The sequence below is a fragment of the Streptomyces callyspongiae genome (genome assembly GCF_047200695.1).
Lineage (GTDB): Bacteria > Actinomycetota > Actinomycetes > Streptomycetales > Streptomycetaceae > Streptomyces.
Genome location: NZ_JBJZOM010000010.1, coordinates 64678 through 81765, shown reverse-complemented (window position 1 = coordinate 81765; position 17088 = coordinate 64678). Strand labels below are relative to the sequence as shown.

The 17088-nt window shown below is 72.5% G+C and carries 20 protein-coding genes; 7 read left to right on the top strand and 13 right to left on the bottom strand.

Going from position 1 to position 17088, the window contains the following annotated elements:
* Positions 1-218: 218 nt before the first annotated feature.
* The 12 genes from ACL06G_RS11900 to hisI form a co-directional block, all read right to left on the bottom strand.
* Entirely contained in the window at positions 219-947 is a 729-nt protein-coding gene (locus tag ACL06G_RS11900) for a VIT1/CCC1 transporter family protein (RefSeq protein ID WP_412787231.1), read from the bottom strand.
* 144 nt (positions 948-1091) lie between these two features.
* Positions 1092-2087, bottom strand: a complete 996-nt coding sequence (gene lgt, locus ACL06G_RS11895; RefSeq protein ID WP_412835853.1) for a prolipoprotein diacylglyceryl transferase — start codon at positions 2085-2087, stop codon at positions 1092-1094.
* Positions 2088-2243: 156 nt separating this feature from the next.
* The gene (locus ACL06G_RS11890; RefSeq protein WP_412787604.1) at positions 2244-3005 is read right to left on the bottom strand and encodes a DsbA family protein; all 762 of its coding nucleotides are present in this window, start codon (positions 3003-3005) and stop codon (positions 2244-2246) included.
* A 111-nt stretch (positions 3006-3116) separates the two neighbouring features.
* Positions 3117-3935, bottom strand: a complete 819-nt coding sequence (trpA, locus tag ACL06G_RS11885; protein WP_412787603.1) for a tryptophan synthase subunit alpha — start codon at positions 3933-3935, stop codon at positions 3117-3119.
* On the bottom strand, positions 3932-5221 hold the full coding sequence (trpB, locus tag ACL06G_RS11880; RefSeq protein WP_412835852.1) for a tryptophan synthase subunit beta: 1290 nt from the start codon (positions 5219-5221) through the stop codon (positions 3932-3934). Before trpB ends, trpA begins: the two co-directional genes overlap by 4 nt.
* A 327-nt stretch (positions 5222-5548) precedes the next feature.
* On the bottom strand, positions 5549-5722 hold the full coding sequence (trpM, locus tag ACL06G_RS11875; protein WP_412787608.1) for a tryptophan biosynthesis modulator TrpM: 174 nt from the start codon (positions 5720-5722) through the stop codon (positions 5549-5551).
* A 42-nt stretch (positions 5723-5764) separates the two neighbouring features.
* A complete protein-coding gene (trpC, locus tag ACL06G_RS11870) occupies positions 5765-6574 on the bottom strand; it encodes an indole-3-glycerol phosphate synthase TrpC (protein WP_412787601.1) in 810 nt (269 codons plus the stop codon).
* A 135-nt stretch (positions 6575-6709) separates the two neighbouring features.
* Positions 6710-7132: a DUF2752 domain-containing protein gene (locus ACL06G_RS11865; protein WP_412787600.1), complete on the bottom strand. Its 423-nt coding sequence runs from the start codon at positions 7130-7132 to the stop codon at positions 6710-6712.
* 103 nt (positions 7133-7235) lie between these two features.
* The gene (locus ACL06G_RS11860) at positions 7236-7445 is read right to left on the bottom strand and encodes an HGxxPAAW family protein (protein WP_412787599.1); all 210 of its coding nucleotides are present in this window, start codon (positions 7443-7445) and stop codon (positions 7236-7238) included.
* A gap of 80 nt (positions 7446-7525) precedes the next feature.
* Positions 7526-8158 carry a TIGR02234 family membrane protein gene (locus tag ACL06G_RS11855; RefSeq protein ID WP_412787598.1) on the bottom strand — a complete coding sequence of 211 codons (633 nt, stop codon included), beginning with the start codon at positions 8156-8158 and terminating at the stop codon, positions 7526-7528.
* Positions 8155-9714: an anthranilate synthase component I gene (locus tag ACL06G_RS11850; RefSeq protein WP_412787597.1), complete on the bottom strand. Its 1560-nt coding sequence runs from the start codon at positions 9712-9714 to the stop codon at positions 8155-8157. Before ACL06G_RS11850 ends, ACL06G_RS11855 begins: the two co-directional genes overlap by 4 nt.
* Before the next feature lie 109 nt (positions 9715-9823).
* Positions 9824-10192 (bottom strand): phosphoribosyl-AMP cyclohydrolase, encoded by a 369-nt coding sequence (gene hisI / locus ACL06G_RS11845; RefSeq protein ID WP_412787596.1) that lies wholly within the window; start codon positions 10190-10192, stop codon positions 9824-9826.
* A gap of 346 nt (positions 10193-10538) precedes the next feature.
* On the opposite strand from hisI, the gene ACL06G_RS11840 reads away from it, so the two are divergent.
* From ACL06G_RS11840 to ACL06G_RS11810, 7 genes are all read left to right on the top strand, one after another.
* Entirely contained in the window at positions 10539-11195 is a 657-nt protein-coding gene (locus ACL06G_RS11840; protein WP_412835851.1) for a hypothetical protein, read from the top strand.
* Between the two features lie 27 nt (positions 11196-11222).
* On the top strand, positions 11223-11864 hold the full coding sequence (locus tag ACL06G_RS11835) for a TIGR03085 family metal-binding protein (RefSeq protein ID WP_412787594.1): 642 nt from the start codon (positions 11223-11225) through the stop codon (positions 11862-11864).
* Between the two features lie 20 nt (positions 11865-11884).
* The gene (locus ACL06G_RS11830; RefSeq protein WP_412787607.1) at positions 11885-12604 is read left to right on the top strand and encodes a type 1 glutamine amidotransferase; all 720 of its coding nucleotides are present in this window, start codon (positions 11885-11887) and stop codon (positions 12602-12604) included.
* Between the two features lie 392 nt (positions 12605-12996).
* Complete coding sequence (locus ACL06G_RS11825; protein WP_412787593.1) at positions 12997-13644, top strand: ABC transporter permease; 648 nt, start codon at positions 12997-12999, stop codon at positions 13642-13644.
* Position 13645: 1 nt separating this feature from the next.
* Complete coding sequence (locus ACL06G_RS11820; protein ID WP_412835850.1) at positions 13646-14833, top strand: ABC transporter ATP-binding protein; 1188 nt, start codon at positions 13646-13648, stop codon at positions 14831-14833.
* A 6-nt stretch (positions 14834-14839) separates the two neighbouring features.
* Entirely contained in the window at positions 14840-15568 is a 729-nt protein-coding gene (locus ACL06G_RS11815; protein WP_412835849.1) for an ABC transporter permease, read from the top strand.
* Between the two features lie 38 nt (positions 15569-15606).
* Positions 15607-16611, top strand: coding sequence for a glycine betaine ABC transporter substrate-binding protein (locus ACL06G_RS11810; protein WP_412787590.1), 1005 nt, complete (start codon positions 15607-15609; stop codon positions 16609-16611).
* Here the strand turns inward: ACL06G_RS11810 and ACL06G_RS11805 are convergent.
* Positions 16598-16891, bottom strand: coding sequence for an acyl carrier protein (locus tag ACL06G_RS11805; RefSeq protein WP_412787589.1), 294 nt, complete (start codon positions 16889-16891; stop codon positions 16598-16600). The two genes, ACL06G_RS11810 and ACL06G_RS11805, sit on opposite strands and share 14 nt — an antisense overlap.
* Positions 16892-17088 lie beyond the last annotated feature (197 nt).

Sequence of the window (17088 nt, the reverse complement as noted above, 5' to 3'; positions counted from 1 at the left end):
CAGGTTACAGGATGGCGCATCTTCCCAAGGGATGGATGCGCCGTTCCACCATGCGGACGCGCCTTCGGTGGCACCCGGCGCGCGGGAAGGGCCGCTGGGGCCGGGAACACGCAGGCCGACGCGGGCATCGTTGCTCGCGGGCTCCCCAGCTTGTGCCCCGAACGCCCCCTCCCGAAACCGCCGAGTAACACAAGGATGGGGAGGACTCGGGGAGCGGCTCAGGAGACCGCGACGCCGAAGACGGTGCCCAGGGCGTACGTCACCCCGGCCGCGGCACCGCCGAGCAGCATCTGCCGCAGCCCGCTGTACCACCAGGAGCGCGCGGTCACCTTCGCCACGACCGCGCCGCACAGGAAGAGCCCCAGCAGTGCCAGCACGACCGCGGGCCACAGGGCAGCCGCCCCCAGCAGGTACGGCAGCACGGGGACCGCGGCGCCGACGGAGAACGCCCCGAACGAGGAGACCGCGGCGACGGTGGGCGAGGGGAGGTCGCCCGGGTCGACCCCGAGCTCCTCGCGGGCGTGCGACTCCAGGGCCCGCTCGGGGTCCTTCGAGATCTGCCGCGCCACCTGGAGGGCCAGGCGCGGTTCCACTCCCCGCGCCTCGTAGATCGCGGCCAGTTCGCGCAGCTCGTCACCCGGGTTCCGCTGCAGTTCGCGCCGCTCGACCTCCAGCTCGGCCTGGACCAGTTCGCGCTGCGAGGCGACCGAGGTGTACTCCCCCGCAGCCATGGAGAAGGCCCCGGCCGCCAACCCGGCCAGTCCGGCGATCACGATCGTCTGCTGGGATGCGGAGCTCCCGGCGACGCCGGTCATCAGACCGAGGTTGGAGACGAGTCCGTCCATCGCACCGAACACGGCGGGACGCAACCATCCGCCGTTGACGTCGCGGTGGCTGTGGTGGGCCTCCGCACGGTGCTCGGCGTCGGACTCGACGGCGCTGGTCATGGATCGGGTGTCCCTTCCCTCGAAGCGGCATCTGCTTCGACGGTAGGCACGACAGCACGCCGTCCGCCAGCAAGGAAGGCCAAACTTACCTCGCTGACCAGGCACTTCGTGGAAGCGCGGGTGCGGTGGTGGGGGCGGAGTGCGTCAGGCGGGTCGCCCGGGGTCGTCCCCGGTGGCGGAGCGCGCGGAACCGGCAGCAGAGGAACGCTCGGCGGTGGCGGGCCCGTCCGTGCCTTCCGGGGCGCCTCCGTCGGTGTCACGGCCGTCGCCGGAGTCGCCGCCGGCCGCCGTGTCGTCGCCGCCGGAGTCGGACGCTCCGGGTTCGACGACCTCCTCACGGCCCGGCGAGACCCGCGAGGAGACGAGGATGTACAGGATCGCCAGCAGGAACACCCCGAGGGCGGTCCAGTCGTTCAGCCGCAGGCCGAGGACGTGGTGCGCGTCGTCGATGCGCAGGTACTCGATCCAGAACCGCCCCGCCGTGTAGGCCGCGACGTACAGCGCGAAGGCACGGCCGTGGCCCAGCGTGAAGCGGCGGTCCGCCCAGATGACAAGCAGCGCCACGCCCACGCACCACAGGGACTCGTACAGGAAGGTCGGGTGGTAGGTGCCCACGTCGAGGAACTCGACCGGCCGGTGGGCGCGGTCGATCTCGACCGCCCACGGCAGATCCGTCGGGCGGCCGAAGAGTTCCTGGTTGAACCAGTTCCCCCAGCGCCCGACGGCCTGCGCCAATGCGATGCCGGGTGCCACGGCGTCGGCGTAGGCGGGCATCGGGATGCCGCGCCTGCGGCATCCGATCCACGCTCCGAGCGCGCCCAGGGCGATCGCGCCCCAGATACCGAGGCCGCCGTCCCACACGCGGAAGGCGTCGACCCAGTTGCGTCCCTCACCGAAGTACAGCTGGTAGTCGGTGATGACGTGGTAGAGACGGCCGCCGAGCAGCCCGAACGGCACCGCCCAGACGGCGATGTCGGCGACCGTGCCCGGACGTCCGCCGCGGGCGACCCAACGCCGGTTTCCGAGCCAGACGGCCAGGAAGACGCCGATGATGATGCAGAAGGCATAGCCGCGCAGCGGTACCGGGCCGAGGTGGATCTCGCCGACCGAGGGGCTGGGGATGAAGGCAAGGGTGTTCATGGCTCCCCCGACGCTACCCTGTCGGCCGCCGGCAGGTGCCGACGCCCGCGACAACGGCTGCATAACGCCGGGCGACCGGGCGCGGAAGCGGCCGTGGCTGCCGCCGGCCGGGCGGGCCGGCGGCAGCCACGGGTGTCGGGAGAACGACCTGAGCGGTCAGGCCGCCTTCCGGGCGACCAGCTGCCGCAGCTTGTCCGGCGTCAGCGGGTCTGCGGGGTCGTCGAACGCCCGCTCGCCGTCGACCAGCACGGTCGGCGTCTGGTTGTACCCGGTCTCGAGGAAGGCCTGCTGCGACCGCTCGACCCGCTCGCCCTTCACGCCGTCCCGGACGCATGTCTCGAACGCATCGGTGGACAGGCCGTCCACCCGGCCGGCGAGCCGCAGCAGGTACCCGCGGTCGGCGAAGGCGTCCTTCTGCTCCGGCGGCTGGTTCCGGTACAGCAGGTCGTGGTACTCCACGAACTTCCCTGCGTCAGCCGCGCACAGCGCCGCCTCGGCGGCCCGGCGGGAGCCCTCCCCGGCGAGGTTGCCGTCGATCAGCGTGACGAGGTGGTACTCCACCCGCAGGTCCCCCGCCTCCCGCAGCTCGTTCACCGTCTCGCGGAAACCGTCCTCGAACGCCTTGCAGCCGGGGCACCGGAAGTCCTCGTACACGGTCATCGTGACGGGAGCGGCGGCGGATCCGGTCCCGACCGGACGGGCCCGGGCCGAGGCGTCCTCCTCTCCTCCCGCCGCCGAGACACCCACGGCGATCAGCGCGGCCACACCCAGTACGAGGACCACCGCGCCGGCCATCTTCAGCGTCCGCAGCCGGCGAACGCTGCGCTGCTCACGTTCCCGCTCCGCGCGCAGACGCTCCCGGGCTCGCCCGGTGCCCGAGCGGCGCCGCTCGTCGGTCAACACACTCTCGCGATCCATCTGACTCGTCACGCCCTGCCGCAACGAGACAATCCCGCCGGGGCGTGCGCCTCACGGCGGGATTTCACCCGAAGGGGTCCCCGCGGCCCGCGGGGACCCCTTCCGTCGACGTCAGGCGTCGCGGCGCACGCCGGCGGCGAGCTCGCCCGCCAGTGCCCGTACTCCGGCCGCTCCCGCCTCGGGGTCTTCCACCGAAGCGAGCAGTCGCTTGACGAACGCGGACCCCACGATCACCCCGTCCGCGAAGGCGGCGACCTCTGCGGCCTGCCGCGCGTCGGAGACACCGAGGCCGACGCACACCGGCAGTTCGGTGCCGGCACGGGTGCGGCGGACGAGGTCCCGCGCCTCCTCGCCGACGGACTCGCGGGTGCCGGTGACCCCCATGAGCGAGGCGGCGTAGACGAAGCCGCTGCCCGCCGCCGTGATCCGCGCCAGCCGCTCGTCCCTGCTGGAGGGAGCGACGACGAAGACGGTGGCCAGGGAATGCTGCTCGGCCGCCTTCCGCCAGGCTTCCGCCTCCTCGACCGGCAGGTCCGGAAGGATGCACCCCGCTCCGCCGGCCTCGGCGAGCTCCGCCGCGAAACGCTCCACGCCGTACCGATCGACGGGGTTCCAGTACGTCATGCACAGCACCGGAGCCCCCGTCGCGGCGTGTGCCTCGCGCACGGTGCGGATCACGTCGGCGATGCGGACCCCGCCGCGCAGCGCGATGTCGTCGGCGGTCTGGATCACGGGCCCGTCGAGCACGGGGTCGCTGTGCGGCAGCCCCACCTCCACGACGTCGCAGCCCCCCTCGATCAGCGCCGTGCACGCCCGGATGCCGCCCTCGACGGAGGGGAATCCGGCGGGAAGGTACCCGATCAGGGCCGCTCGGTTCTCGCTCCGTGCCCGGGCGAGCGTGACGTTCAGCAGTTCGATGTTCCCGCTCACCGGGCCGTCCTCTCGCTCTGTGCGTCCTGCTCGGGCTGCTCGGGCTGCTCGGGCTGCTCGGGCTGCTCGTCGTACAGCCCGAAGTAGCGGGCCGCGGTGTCCATGTCCTTGTCACCCCGGCCGGAGAGGTTCACCAGCACGAGACCGTCCGGCCCCAGTTCCCGTCCGACATCGAGCGCCCCGGCGAGTGCGTGGGCGCTCTCGATGGCCGGGATGATGCCCTCCGTCTCGGACAGCAGGCGGAGCGCCTGCATGGCCTCGTCGTCGGTCACCGGCCGGTATTCGCCGCGCCCGCTCTCCTTGAGGTACGCGTGCTCCGGGCCGATACCCGGATAGTCCAGACCCGCCGAAATCGAGTACGGCTCGGTGATCTGCCCCTCGTCGTCCTGGAGCAGGTAACTGCGGGACCCGTGCAGAATGCCGGGCTCGCCGGCGGAGAGCGTCGCGGCGTGCTCCCCGGAGGCGACCCCGTGACCGGCCGCCTCGCAGCCGACGAGCCGGACCGCGGTGTCGTCGAGGAAGGCGTGGAACAGCCCGATGGCGTTGGAGCCGCCGCCGACACAGGCCACGGCGGCATCGGGCAGGCGTCCGGTCCGTTCCCTCATCTGCCGCCGGGCCTCCACGCCGATGACCCGGTGGAAGTCCCTCACCAGTGCCGGGAAGGGATGGGGCCCGGCCGCGGTACCGAACAGGTAGTGGGTGCGGTCGACGTTGGCGACCCAGTCGCGGAACGCCTCGTTGATGGCGTCCTTGAGGGTACGGCTGCCGGAGGTCACCGGCACGACCTCGGCCCCGAGCATCCGCATGCGGGCCACGTTGAGCGCCTGACGGCGGGTGTCGACCTCCCCCATGTAGATCGTGCACTCGAGACCGAACAGCGCGCAGGCGGTCGCCGTGGCCACACCGTGCTGCCCGGCCCCCGTCTCGGCGATCACACGGGTCTTGCCCATCCGCTTGGTCAGCAGCGCCTGGCCGAGCACGTTGTTGATCTTGTGTGAACCGGTGTGGTTGAGGTCCTCGCGCTTGAGGAAGATCCGGGCGCCGCCGGCCCGCTCCGCGAAGCGCGGAACCTCCGTCAGCGCGCTGGGACGGCCGGTGTAGTGCACCAGCAGATCCTCGAGTTCGGCGGTGAAGGCCGGATCCGCCTTGGCCTTCTCGTACTCGGCGGCGACCTCGTCGACGGCGGCGACCAGCGCCTCCGGGATGAACTTGCCGCCGAAGCTCCCGAAGTACCCCTCGGGGGTGGGCACCCGGCCCTCGGGATCGGGGATGAAGAAGCGGGACATCGTACGTGCTCCTCGCGATGCGGTATGTGCTCTGCGGTCGTGCGCGATGGGGGCCTGCCTGCGGCGACGGCTCCGGAACGGGTGCAGCGGCCCCGGGCCCCAGCGTGCCGCCGCGGTCGGGTCGACCGCGGCGCGACGCGCCGCCGCTCCGGTGTCCGTGCCTCCCTCCCGTCCTCGCCTGCGGCGCACTCGCCGCGACCGCCGGAACGGCAGCGTGGACCGGTCACCGGCCGGACGCGTCCGGCCGGTGACCGGTCGGAAAACCGCCGCGCCGGGCAGTCACGGAGGCCGCGGGAACCACGGAGGAGGTGAGGAGAGGGGTCGGGATCAGGCCGCCGCCGGGGCGGCCTGCCATCGGCGGCCGTCGACCTGTCCGGGCTCGCAGCCGATGTGGTAGCGCACGCGCCGGCCGTGCACCCGCCTCGCGGGCGCGCGGCATCCGCGCGGTCGGCAGCCGCGGCGCAATGCCGCGTACGGATCGCGCGCAGCGCTGCCGGACACCGCGGGGAGCGGTGACTGGGCCTCGTGCGGTCGGGCCACGGGTCAGCCCCGGCCGTGCCGCAGCGCGGGGTGGGCCCCGGCGGCCACCAGGTCCGACACGGCGGTCCGGGGGTCCTTGCCGGTCACCAGGGACTCGCCGACGAGGACCGCGTCGGCGCCCTCGTTGGCGTAGGCGATCAGGTCGTGGGGCCCGCGCACACCGGACTCCGCCACCTTCACGACGTCGGCGGGGAGCCGCGGGGCGACCCGCTCGAAGTTGCCGCGGTCGACCTCGAGCGTCTTCAGGTTGCGGGCGTTCACGCCGACCACCCGCGCACCCGCGTCCAGCGCGCGCACCGCCTCCTCCTCGTCGTGCACCTCGACCAGGGGAGTGAGTCCCAGGGACTCGGCGCGTTCGACGAGCGACACCAGCGCGGGCTGCTCCAGCGCGGCCACGATCAGCAGCACGACGTCTGCGCCGTGGGCGCGAGCCTCCCACAGCTGGTAGGAGGTGACCACGAAGTCCTTGCGGAGCACCGGAACGTCGACCTTCGCCCGCACGGCCTCCAGGTCGGCCAGGGAACCGCCGAAGCGCCGCTGCTCGGTGAGCACGGAAATGACCGAGGCGCCTCCCGCCTCGTAATCGGCGGCGAGGCCTGCGGGGTCGGCGATGGCGGCCAGCGCTCCCTTGGAAGGGCTGGAACGCTTCACCTCGCAGATGACCCGGACACCGTCACCCTTGAGGGCGCTGAAGCCGTCCTTGGCCGGCGGGGCCGCTGCCGCGCGCTGCTTGAGGTCGTCGAGGCTGATCCGCGCCTGCCGCTCGGCCAGGTCTTCGCGGACGCCTTCGATGATCTCGTCGAGCACACTCACGCGGGCGGCTCCCTTTCGTGGTCGTCATGGCTGAAGGAATGCGGTGATCGAACACTGCGATGGTATCCGGAGACGTGCACGGGAACCGCACCGGTGGGCATCAAACGCGCATTCGGGGACGGAGGAGACCCGCTGTCAAGGGGCGAGCACCGCTCCGAACGGCAGGTTCCGGACAACCGTGAACGCCACCACCGGGGCGGCGAGGAACCACAGGTGGACGGTGCGCAGCGGCACGTTCACCGGGCGCGCCCGCATCACCCGGACGGTCCAGCCGACCCAGAGAACGGCGAAGGCGAGGGCACCGACCGGAACCAGCAGGTTGGACCCGAGGGCGGCCGGCAGGTCGCCGTGGACCAGGTCGTGTACCGCACGGAGGCCGCCGCAGCCCGGGCAGAACAGTCCCGTGAACGTCAGCAGCGGGCAGGCCGGATAGTGGCCCGGCCGGTGAGGATCGTGCACCCCCACATAGGCGGTGGCGACGACCACCGCGGCCATCGCGGCGAGGGGCGCGGCGAGGCGGGGCACCACGGAGGTGCGCAGTGCGCGGGCGCGGATCATCGTCCCAGCCTCCCCGCAACGACCCGGCACCGCCAGCAGGCCTCGCCCGGAGGGACGACCGCCGGCGCGGCGGTCGGTGCGCCACGCCGGTCGGGAGTGCGTGTCAGTGGGAGCCCTTCTCCTCGTGGCCGAACCCGGCCGCGCGCATCGCCATTCCCGCGACGCCGCCGAGGGCGACCACGACGAGCCCCGCCACGACGCCGAGCGGCTGGGCCATCACGGTGAAGGCTCCACCGACGCAGAAGCCGATGAACGCGATGATGACGCCGGTCCAGGCCGCCGGGCTGTTTCCGTGGTGGTAGTGCTTCGCCATTTGCTGCTGCTCCTCGTCTCTTCCCTCGATGGGCGGGCACGCCGCCCGGACCATTGTGGCCGTAGGCCCCCGTGCTCCTGTCAGGGGGTTCCGTGAGTGGGGTCCTCGCCCCGGTCGAGGGCCTTCCACAGGTCCTCCGGCCGGTCGGGGTCGACGGCAGGGCGAGCGGTGTCCCGGCGCGGGCCGCGCTGGTTGCGTTCGTACCTGCTGCCGGAGGCCATCGACGGCCAGTGCCGACCCTGCGCCAGGGCGAGAACGCCCGCGACCAGCAGCAGGAGGCCTCCCACCGCGGAGACGTACGGCCACGCGCTGACGTGCACGGCGTCCACGGCCCCGTCGGCGAGTCCGCCCGCGCGGGAGGCGCTCTCCCTCAGGGCGTCCCGGTCGCCGGCACCGGCCAGTGCTGCGACCAGGGTGCCGATGCCCGACAGGGCGAGCAGCGCCGCGACCACGGCCCGCAGTGTGCGCCGTACGGCGAAGACCGCCACCAGTGCGGCCAGGCCGACCAGGGCGAGGGCGCCGGGGAGCCCCGTGACCTCGCTGCCGGTGACCGACACCGGCAGGGTGCCGCCGGCGAAGGAGGTGGTGCCGTTGCTCCACACCTGTCCGGCGGCGACGAGGGCGAGAGCCGCGCCCACGGCGCCGCAGAGCAGAGCGAGCGCGAGGGCGCGCCGCGGCGCGCGGGCGGAGCGAGGAGGAGGCGCGGAAGTCACCCGACCACGCTACCTCCCCCGGATCCGCCGCCCTGTGCGGTGCCCCGCAGGTTTTCGGCGGTGTGGACCGCCCTCAGAACGGCTGCGGCCTTGTTCCGGCACTCGGTGTCCTCCGCCGCCGGGTCGGAGTCGGCGACGACGCCCGCTCCCGCCTGGACGTAGGCGGTGCCGTCCCGCAGCAGGGCGGTGCGGATGGCGATGGCGGTGTCGGCGTCCCCCGCGAAGTCGAGGTATCCGACGCACCCTCCGTACACCCCGCGGCGTGTGGGCTCCAGCTCCTCGATGATCCGCAGCGCGCGCGGCTTGGGGGCTCCGGAGAGGGTTCCGGCGGGGAAGCACGCGGTCAGCGCGTCGAAGGCCGTGCGGTCCTCGGCGAGCCGTCCGGTGACCGTGGAGACGATGTGCATGACGTGGCTGTAGCGCTCGACGGACATGAAGTCGACGACCTCGACGCTGCCCGGCTCGCAGACGCGTCCGAGGTCGTTGCGGCCGAGATCGACCAGCATGAGGTGCTCCGCGCGCTCCTTGGGGTCACCGAGGAGTTCCTCGGCGAGCGCCGCGTCCTCCTGGGGAGTGGCGCCCCGCGGGCGGGTCCCCGCGATGGGGTGCAGCATGGCCCGGCCGTCCTCGACCTTCACCAGGGCCTCCGGGCTGGACCCGACGACGTCGAACCCGGAGGAGTCCCCGTCGCCCTCGAACCGGAAGAGGTACATGTACGGGCTCGGGTTGGTGGTGCGCAGCGCCCGGTACACGTCGAGGCCCGTGGCGCCGCAGGGGGTCTCGAAGCGTTGCGACGGCACGACCTGGAAGGCCTCGCCGGAGCGGATGCGCTCCTTGATGTCCTCCACCGCCGCCCGGTAGGCCGCCCCGCCGGAACGGGCCACGTGGTCGGGGAGGACCGAGGGCGGGATGACGGACGCCGTGGAGGGCGCGGGCCGGTCCAGGTCGGCGGCCATCGCGTCGAGCCGGGCGACGGCGTCCTGGTGGGCCTCGTCGACGCCCGTCTCCAGGTCGTTGTGGTTGATGGCGTTGGCGATGAGCAGCACCGTGCCGTCGCGGTGGTCGAGCACCGCGAGGTCGGAGGCGAGCTGCATGGTGAGTTCGGGGAGCCGCAGGTCGTCCTCGGTGCTGTCGCCGATCCGCTCCAGCCGGCGCACGACGTCGTAGCCGAGGTAGCCGACCATGCCCCCGGTGAACGGCGGCAGTTCGCTGCTCTCGTGGAGGTCGCGCGGCGTGTGCAGGGCGTCCACGGTGGCGCGCAGCGCGGCCAGCGGGTCGCCGTCCACGGGGACCCCGGCCGGAGGGGTGCCGAGCCAGTGTGCCTGCCCGTCGCGGACGGTCAGGGTCGCGGCGCTGCGGACGCCGACGAAGGAGTACCGGGACCAGGTACGGCCGTTCTCGGCGGACTCCAGGAGGAAGGTGCCGGGGCGTTCGCCGGCGAGTTTCCGGTACAGCGCGATCGGCGTGTCGCCGTCCGCGAGGAGGCGGCGGGTGACCGGGATGACCCGCCGGTCCTTGGCGAGCCGGCGGAAGGTGTCGAGATCCGGAGTGGTCATGAGAGGTGGCCCTGGGTCCTGTTCCTGTGAGTCCGGTGCGTGCGGTACTGGCGGCGGCCCGGCGCGGCAGGCAGGGTGCCGGGACGGGGCGGGTGGGGCGGTGCGACGGTCAGTGGTCGCCGGTGAGGGGCAGCGGCGCGGCGTCGAAGCAGGTGCGGTCCCCGGTGTGGCAGGCGGCCCCGGTCTGGTCGACCTTCACCAGGACCGTGTCGCCGTCGCAGTCCAGCGCGACCGACTTGACGTGCTGGACGTGGCCGGAGGTGTCGCCCTTGACCCAGTACTCCCCGCGGCTGCGCGACCAGTAGGTGCAGCGGCCGCTGGTGAGGGTGCGGTGCAGCGCCTCGTCGTCCATCCAGCCGAGCATGAGCACCTCGCCGGTGTCGTACTGCTGGGCGATGGCGGGGACGAGTCCGTCGGCGTTGCGTCGCAGGCGGGCGGCGACCGCGGGGTCGAGGGCGGAGGGGGGAGTGCCGGTCATGTACCCATGATGCCGTCGCGCGGGCGGGCCGTGAAACCCGTACCCGGCGCGTCCCTCGTGCCGCGGCTCCCGGCCCGTTCGGCAACCTCCCCCGGCGGAGGGGGTGTCGGGTCGATGCGGCATCCTTGCGCCCATGACTCTTCCTCCACCGCCGCAGGATCCGAGGGAAGTCCACGGGGGAGGTTTCGGCCCGCCGCAGGGCTACGGTCCGCCGGGGCAGCCGACCGGGCCGACGGGCGGCTTCGGGCCTCCGGGGGGCGCTCCGGGAGGACCACCGCCGGAGGGGTTCGGTCCGGGCCCCTACGGCGCTCCGCCCGGGTATCCGGGAGGACCGGCGCCGTACCCGATGGGCCCTCCCCCGCCGGGAGGCGGCAACCGCGGCACCCGGGTGGCCGCGATCGTGGTGGGTTCCGTACTGGTCGCGGCTCTGGCTGTGGGGGGTGTGGTGCTCTGGGCCGGCGGGGGCGGCGGCGAGCGGGACACCGAGGCGGTGCCGGGAGGCTCCGCCGGGACCAGCCCGTCCCCGGACGCCGGGGACGGGAGTGCCGAGCCGAGCGGGGCCCCCGGGAGCGAGGAGGCCGTCCCCGAGGGGTCGCCGGACCCCGGTGAGGTGTCGCCGGCACCGTCGAGCGGGCGCAGGGTGCCGTACGTGGTGCTGGAACCCGGGGAGTGCTTCGACCATCCGGGACTGAGCAGCGACGTCACCGTGGTGGAGACGCGTTCCTGCGAGGTGCCGCACAACGGCGAGGTGATAGCGAACGAGACCCTCACGGGCTCCTTCGCCGACGCGTCCGAGCTGCGGACGAAGGTGCTCGCGCTGTGCAGGGACGACGCGAAGGACCGGCTGCGCTCGATGCCCCGGGACGGCAGGACGTACTACTACTACGCCATCTTCCCGTCGCTGACGACGTACCGGACGCGGGGCGACGACACGATCTCCTGCGCCCTGACCCTGAGCAACACCATGGACGGCACGAAACTCACCGCTCCGCTCCGGGACTGAGCGGCACCGTGGGACTACGCTGGCGACATGTCGACCCATGCCAAGCGCGAACGTCTGCTCCTCGCAGACATCCTGGAGAGCGCCGGACCGCAGGCCCCGACCCTGTGCGAGGGCTGGACCACGCGTGACCTGGCGGCGCACGTGGTGGTGCGCGAGCGCCGCGCGGACGCGGCGACGGGCGCCTGGATCAAACCGCTGGCGGCCCGTCTGGAGCGGGTGCAGGCGGAGTTCGCGGCGAAGCCGTACGAGGAACTCCTCCAGCTGATCCGTACCGGCCCGCCGAAGTTCTCACCGCTCTCCCTCAAGCAGGTGGACGAGGCGGCGAACACGGTCGAGTTCTACGTGCACACCGAGGACGTCCGCCGGGCCCGCCCCGACTGGACGCCGCGGGAACTCGACCCGGTGTTCTCGGATGCGCTGTGGCGGCGGCTGGACGGCATCGCCCGGCTCTGCGGCCGCCGCGCGCCGGTCGGGCTCGTGCTCCGACGGCCGAACGGGCAGACCGTGGTGGCCCACAAGGGCACCCCGGTCGTCACCGTGACGGGCGAGCCGTCGGAACTGCTGATGTTCGCCTACGGCAGGCAGGACGCAGCCCGGGTGGAGCTGGACGGCGACAAGGACGCGGTCACCCGCGTCCTGGGGGCGAAGCTGGGTCTGGGAGACTCCTGAGCGTGGACGACGCAGCAGGAATACCCCGGGTACTGGTGGTGCAGAACGGGCCGGACGGCGGTCCGGGCCGGTTCGGCGCATGGCTGGTCGAGGAGGGCCTCGCGCTGGACGTGGTGCACGGCTACGACGACTCCTCCCCGGGGGTCCCGGAGCGCCTCACCCATCAGGCCCTCCTGGTGCTGGGCGGCGGTTTCCTCCCCGACGAGGACGACCGCGCCCCCTGGCTGGCGCCGACCCGGAAGCTGGCTGCGCAGGCACTGGCGTCGGGCGTGCCGTACTTCGGGATCTGCCTGGGCGGGCAGTTGCTGGCGCATGTCGCGGGCGGCACGGTGCGGGGTGAGCACGGCGCCCCGGAGGTCGGCAGCACGACACTGTCGATGCGGGAGGAAGCCGCTTCGGACCACCTGTTCGGTGGGCTGCCCGAGCAGGTCACCGCCATCCAGAACCACGTCGACACGATCACTGCCCTGCCGTCCGGCTCGCCGTGGCTGATGCAGAGCGAACGGTGCCCCTACCAGGCGTTCCGGGTCGGGCAGCGCGCCTGGGGCGTGCAGTTCCACCCGGAGGCCGCCGCGGCGCAGACACGCCGCTGGACGGCGGAGCGGCTGCACCGGCTGGGCTTCGAGCCGCAGGAGGTGCACCGCCGGGCCGAGGCCGACGAGCCCGCGGCGGCGGCGGTGTGGCGGGAAGTCGCACGCCGCTTCGCCGGAGTCGTGCACGGGGCCGCCGGAGCGGCATAGGCGGAGCCGGGCGGGAGAGCGCCGGTCCTCGTCGCCGCGTCGAGCGGCACCTGTTCCACACTTTTCGATCCCCGGGCATCACTTGTGCGATCTCGGGCAGTTGAGGTGTGTCCGGCCTTGCGGGCATGCCCACGCCCCCGGGTGGACGAGGAACCGGATGCGGAACAGCACAACAGTGAGGACCGACCCGTGAAGCGTCACGCCCCGTTCTTCAGCAGCGCTCGGCTGCCCCACCGGGAGGAAACGGCGACGGGAGGCGGGACGACCGCCGCCCTTCCGGCGTTCCCTCCCGACCCCGGCGACAGGCGGGGGGCTCCCCGGCGGGCCGCACCCGGACCGCCGGCCGGGACCGTCGCCGCCCCTTCCGGCGCCTGAGCCGGGGAGGGCAGAAGATGACGTTCCCCGCCTTCCTCGCGGACAACTGGCCCACCGTCGTGGACGCCACCCTGGCCCACGCACTGCTGGTGCTGCAGGGCCTGGGCCTGGCGGTCCTGGTCGGGGTGCCGGTCGCGGTCCTCACCTACCGCAGCGGTCTTCCGCGCACCGTCGTGCTCGGCACCGCCGGTGTCCTGCTGACCATTCCTTCCTACGCTCTCTTCGGCCTGCTCATCACGCCGCTGGGACTCGGTGACGGGCCGTCGATCGTGGCCCTGACGCTGTACGCCCTGCTGCCGGTGATCCGCAACACCATCGTCGGCCTGCGCAGCCTGGACCCGGCCGTCGTGGAGTCCGCACGCGCGATGGGCATGGGCCGCTTCCATGCCCTCACCACCGTCGAACTGCCCCTGGCCTGGCCGGTGATGCTCTCCGGCCTGAGAGTCGCCACCCAGCTGCTGCTGGGCATCGCCGCCATCGCTGCGGCGGTCAACGGGCCGGGGCTGGGGAATCTGATCCTCGACGGTCTGGCCACGGCCGGTACGCCGTTCGCCGTCTACCTGACGCTGGAGGGGGCCCTGGGCATCGTGGTGCTCGCCGTCCTCTTCGACCTGACATACGCAGCCGTGAACCGGCTGACGACTCCCCGAGGGCTGGGTGCCTGACATGACCGACAACACCTCGCACACTTCCCGGACGCCGGCGACGCACGACCGGACGATGATCGAGCTGGACTCGGTGACCAAGAGGTATCCCGGCCAGCGTCAGGCGGCCGTGGACAACCTGAGCCTGGAGATACCGGCCGGACGCATCGTCACCTTCGTGGGCCCCTCCGGCTGCGGGAAGACCACGACGATGAAGCTGATCAATCGGCTCATCGAACCCACTTCGGGGCACATCCGCCTGGACGGGAACGACGTCACCGCGATGCCGCCGCACCTGCTGCGGCGGAGTATCGGCTACACCATCCAGCAGGGCGGCCTTTTCCCCCACCGCACGATCGCCGAGAACATCGCCACCGTCCCGAAACTGCTCGGCTGGGACAAGCAGCGCGTCGCGGCGCGGGTGGACGAACTGCTGGAGCTGGTCGGCCTGGACCCCGACACCTACCGCGCACGCCGGCCCAAGCAGCTCTCCGGCGGTCAGCAGCAGCGGGTGGGAGTGGCCCGGGCGCTGGGCGGCGATCCGGAGGTGATGCTCATGGACGAGCCCTTCGGCGCCATCGACCCGCTCAACCGGGAAGCCCTGCAGAACGAATTCCTGCGCATCCAGGCCGAGGTGCGCAAGACGATCGTCTTCGTCACCCACGACATCGACGAGGCCGTGAAGATGGGCGACCGCATCGCCCTCTTCGGCGACGGCGGAGTCGTGCACCAGTACGACACCCCGGAGCGGGTCCTGGCCGACCCCGCGGACGACTTCGTCGCCGACTTCATCGGGGCCGGAGCCTCGGTCCGACGCCTGTCCCTCTCCCGGCTGGGAGACCTCCCTGTCCCCGGCTGGCCCACCGTCCCCCGCGGTGCCGACGGCCGGGAACGTGCGGCTGCGGCCCGACGCAGCGACCGGAGCCACGTGCTGGTCCTGGACGACGAGCGGCGTCCCACCGGATGGCTGGAGGTCCGCGACGACCGCACTCCCGGCGAGGAGTTGCCGCTCGTCACCCCCCTGGGCCCGGCCGCGACGCTCTTCGAGGCACTCGACCACATGCTCACCGCCAACGCCACGGCCCTGGCCGTCGTCGACGCGGACGGCCGCCACCGGGGTGTGGTCGACATGGACGCGGTCCGGACGCTGATGAACGGCGTCCCCGCGGAGTCCGGCAGGAACGGAACCGACGCGCTGCAGGAGGTGTGAGGCTCCGTGCGTTCCCTGATCCGCTACGGCACCACACCCCTCGCGCTGGGTGCCGCGCTGCTGCTGCTGGCGCTGTACGTCTCCTCGCAGCCGCAGGACCTGATCGTGCAGCGCAGCCTCAACACCGGCTACCTGGTGAGCCGTACGGTCCAGCACCTGGAACTCCTGGGCGTGGTGACCGTGTTGATCCTGTGCATCGCCGTCCCGGCGGGCGTGCTGCTGACCCGGCCGCGGGCACGGCGCCTGACCGGCCCCGTCCTGGCGGTGGCGAACGTGGGGCAGGCTCTGCCGTCGCTCGGGCTGATCGTGCTGCTCGCCGTGACCTTCGTCAGCCTGGGCGTCGACCAGATCGCCGTGGCCGCCTTCGTCGCCTACGGCATTCTTCCGGTGCTGCGCAACACGATCACGGGACTGCAGCAGGTGGACCGCTCCGTGATCGAATCCGCCCTGGGAATGGGCATGACACCCCGGGCGGTGCTGTACCGCATCGAGTTGCCGCTGGCCGTGCCGGTGGTGCTCGCCGGAGTCCGCACGGCTCTGGTCATCACCGTCGGAACGGTCGCACTGGCCACCTTCATCGGCGCGGGCGGGCTCGGTGACGTCATCTCCAACGGCATCGCCTCCCAGCGCAACGTCGTGCTGGTCACCGGCAGCGTGCTCGTCGCCGTACTCGCTCTGGCCGTGGACTGGCTCGCCGGCATCGCCGAGGACCTGCTGCGCCCCCGCGGGCTGTGACCGCGCACTTCCCCTCACGAGAGAAAGGCAGATCACCCGTGCGACGCACCGCCCGCGCCACGCGTGGCGCGACCCGACCGCTCGCCGCACTCCTCGCTCTGGCCGCGCTCGCCCTCACGGGCTGCACGCAGTCCGCGGCGCAGGGAACGACCGTCGGTGAGAAGGAGCTGCGCGGCGGCTCTCTCGCCGCCGACTTCGACCTCTCGGGAGAGCAGTTCACCGTCGGATCGAAGGAGTTCACCGAGCAGAAGATCCTCGGCAGCATCACGCTGTACGCCCTCCGCGCCGCGGGGGCCCGCGTGAAGGACCAGACGGGCCTGAGCGGTTCCACGATCGTCCGCAGCGCGCTCGAGAACGACGAGATCGACATGTACTGGGAGTACTCCGGTACCGGCTGGACGCAGTACCTCGGACACGACCGGCCGGTGGAGGGGGCCCCGGAGCAGTTCCGCAGAACCTCCACCGAGGACCTGCGGAAGAACGGCGTCGCCTGGCTCGGTCCGGCACGGTTCGGCAACCAGTACGCGCTGGCACGCGCGGGCGACGCGGGCGGTGACCTGGCGGAGGTCGACACCCTCAGCGACCTGCGGAAGTACGGCGCCGAACACCCGGACCGCATGACGCTGTGCGGCGCCGCCGAGTTCCTGGACCGGGAACTGAAGCCGATCCAGCAGACGTACGGCATTGCGTTCCCGCCGCCGCAGGTCTACCAGAACGCCCTGGCGCTGAACTACGTCAATGTCGCCAAGGGCAGTCCGTGCACCTTCGCAGAGGTGTTCACCACCGACGCCCGCATCCGCTCGCTGGACCTGAAGGTCCTCGAGGACGACAAGTACCACTTCACCACCGAACTGGTGGCGCTGACGGTACGGGAGAAAACGTTGGCGGAGCATCCGGAACTCCGCGGGCTCGCGGAGAGCCTCGGCCGGAAACTCACCAGGAGGACCATGATCGAACTGAACGCCATGGTCGACCTCGAAGGACGCTCCGCCGAGGAGGCGGCGCGGTACTTCCTGCGGAAGAACGGCTTCATCGGCCGGTAGCGGCCTGCACCCCCCGCTGTTCGTCCTGGGCCGCGGCCATGCGGTCCAGGTACTCGTCCGCCGCGTCGTCGACGAGGTCCGATGCCTCGGTCAGGGTGAGCGTGACGGGGAACGGTTCCATCGCCAGTCCGGTGCGCTCCTCGATGACGGCCGCCAACTCGGTGAGGGACAGCGAGTCCATCTCGAGCTCGGCGAAGGTGGCGTCGGGGTGCAGGTTGCGCTTCGGCAGGCCGAAGATCTCCATGAGCACCTGCATCAGCAGGCTGAAGGCCACGGTCACGGCGTCCTCCCGGTGCCTTGAGACGACCGGTGCCCGGCCGTGGACGGCCGGGACCCTCCCCCCACACTGACGCCCGCCGCCCCGCACGGTGGGCATCGTCCTCGTCCCCGGCCGCCTGCTTCACCCTCGTGGGCCAGCGCCGACAGCGACGGGCCGGGGACCTGCGCATGGAACGGCTCCGGCGGGACACTCGTGCC

Coding starts and splice junctions, on each gene's coding strand:
- ACL06G_RS11890 (WP_412787604.1), bottom strand. CDS start 3,005: ATGGATCGCGAGAGTGTGTTGACCGACGAGCGGCGCCGCTCGGGCACC.
- ACL06G_RS11820 (WP_412835850.1), top strand. CDS start 13,646: ATGACCGACAACACCTCGCACACTTCCCGGACGCCGGCGACGCACGAC.
- ACL06G_RS11840 (WP_412835851.1), top strand. CDS start 10,539: ATGGGCCCTCCCCCGCCGGGAGGCGGCAACCGCGGCACCCGGGTGGCC.
- ACL06G_RS11835 (WP_412787594.1), top strand. CDS start 11,223: ATGTCGACCCATGCCAAGCGCGAACGTCTGCTCCTCGCAGACATCCTG.
- hisI (WP_412787596.1), bottom strand. CDS start 10,192: ATGACCGGCACTCCCCCCTCCGCCCTCGACCCCGCGGTCGCCGCCCGC.
- ACL06G_RS11825 (WP_412787593.1), top strand. CDS start 12,997: ATGACGTTCCCCGCCTTCCTCGCGGACAACTGGCCCACCGTCGTGGAC.
- ACL06G_RS11865 (WP_412787600.1), bottom strand. CDS start 7,132: ATGATCCGCGCCCGCGCACTGCGCACCTCCGTGGTGCCCCGCCTCGCC.
- ACL06G_RS11850 (WP_412787597.1), bottom strand. CDS start 9,714: ATGACCACTCCGGATCTCGACACCTTCCGCCGGCTCGCCAAGGACCGG.
- ACL06G_RS11860 (WP_412787599.1), bottom strand. CDS start 7,445: ATGGCGAAGCACTACCACCACGGAAACAGCCCGGCGGCCTGGACCGGC.
- ACL06G_RS11900 (WP_412787231.1), bottom strand. CDS start 947: ATGACCAGCGCCGTCGAGTCCGACGCCGAGCACCGTGCGGAGGCCCAC.
- lgt (WP_412835853.1), bottom strand. CDS start 2,087: ATGAACACCCTTGCCTTCATCCCCAGCCCCTCGGTCGGCGAGATCCAC.
- trpB (WP_412835852.1), bottom strand. CDS start 5,221: ATGTCCCGCTTCTTCATCCCCGATCCCGAGGGCCGGGTGCCCACCCCC.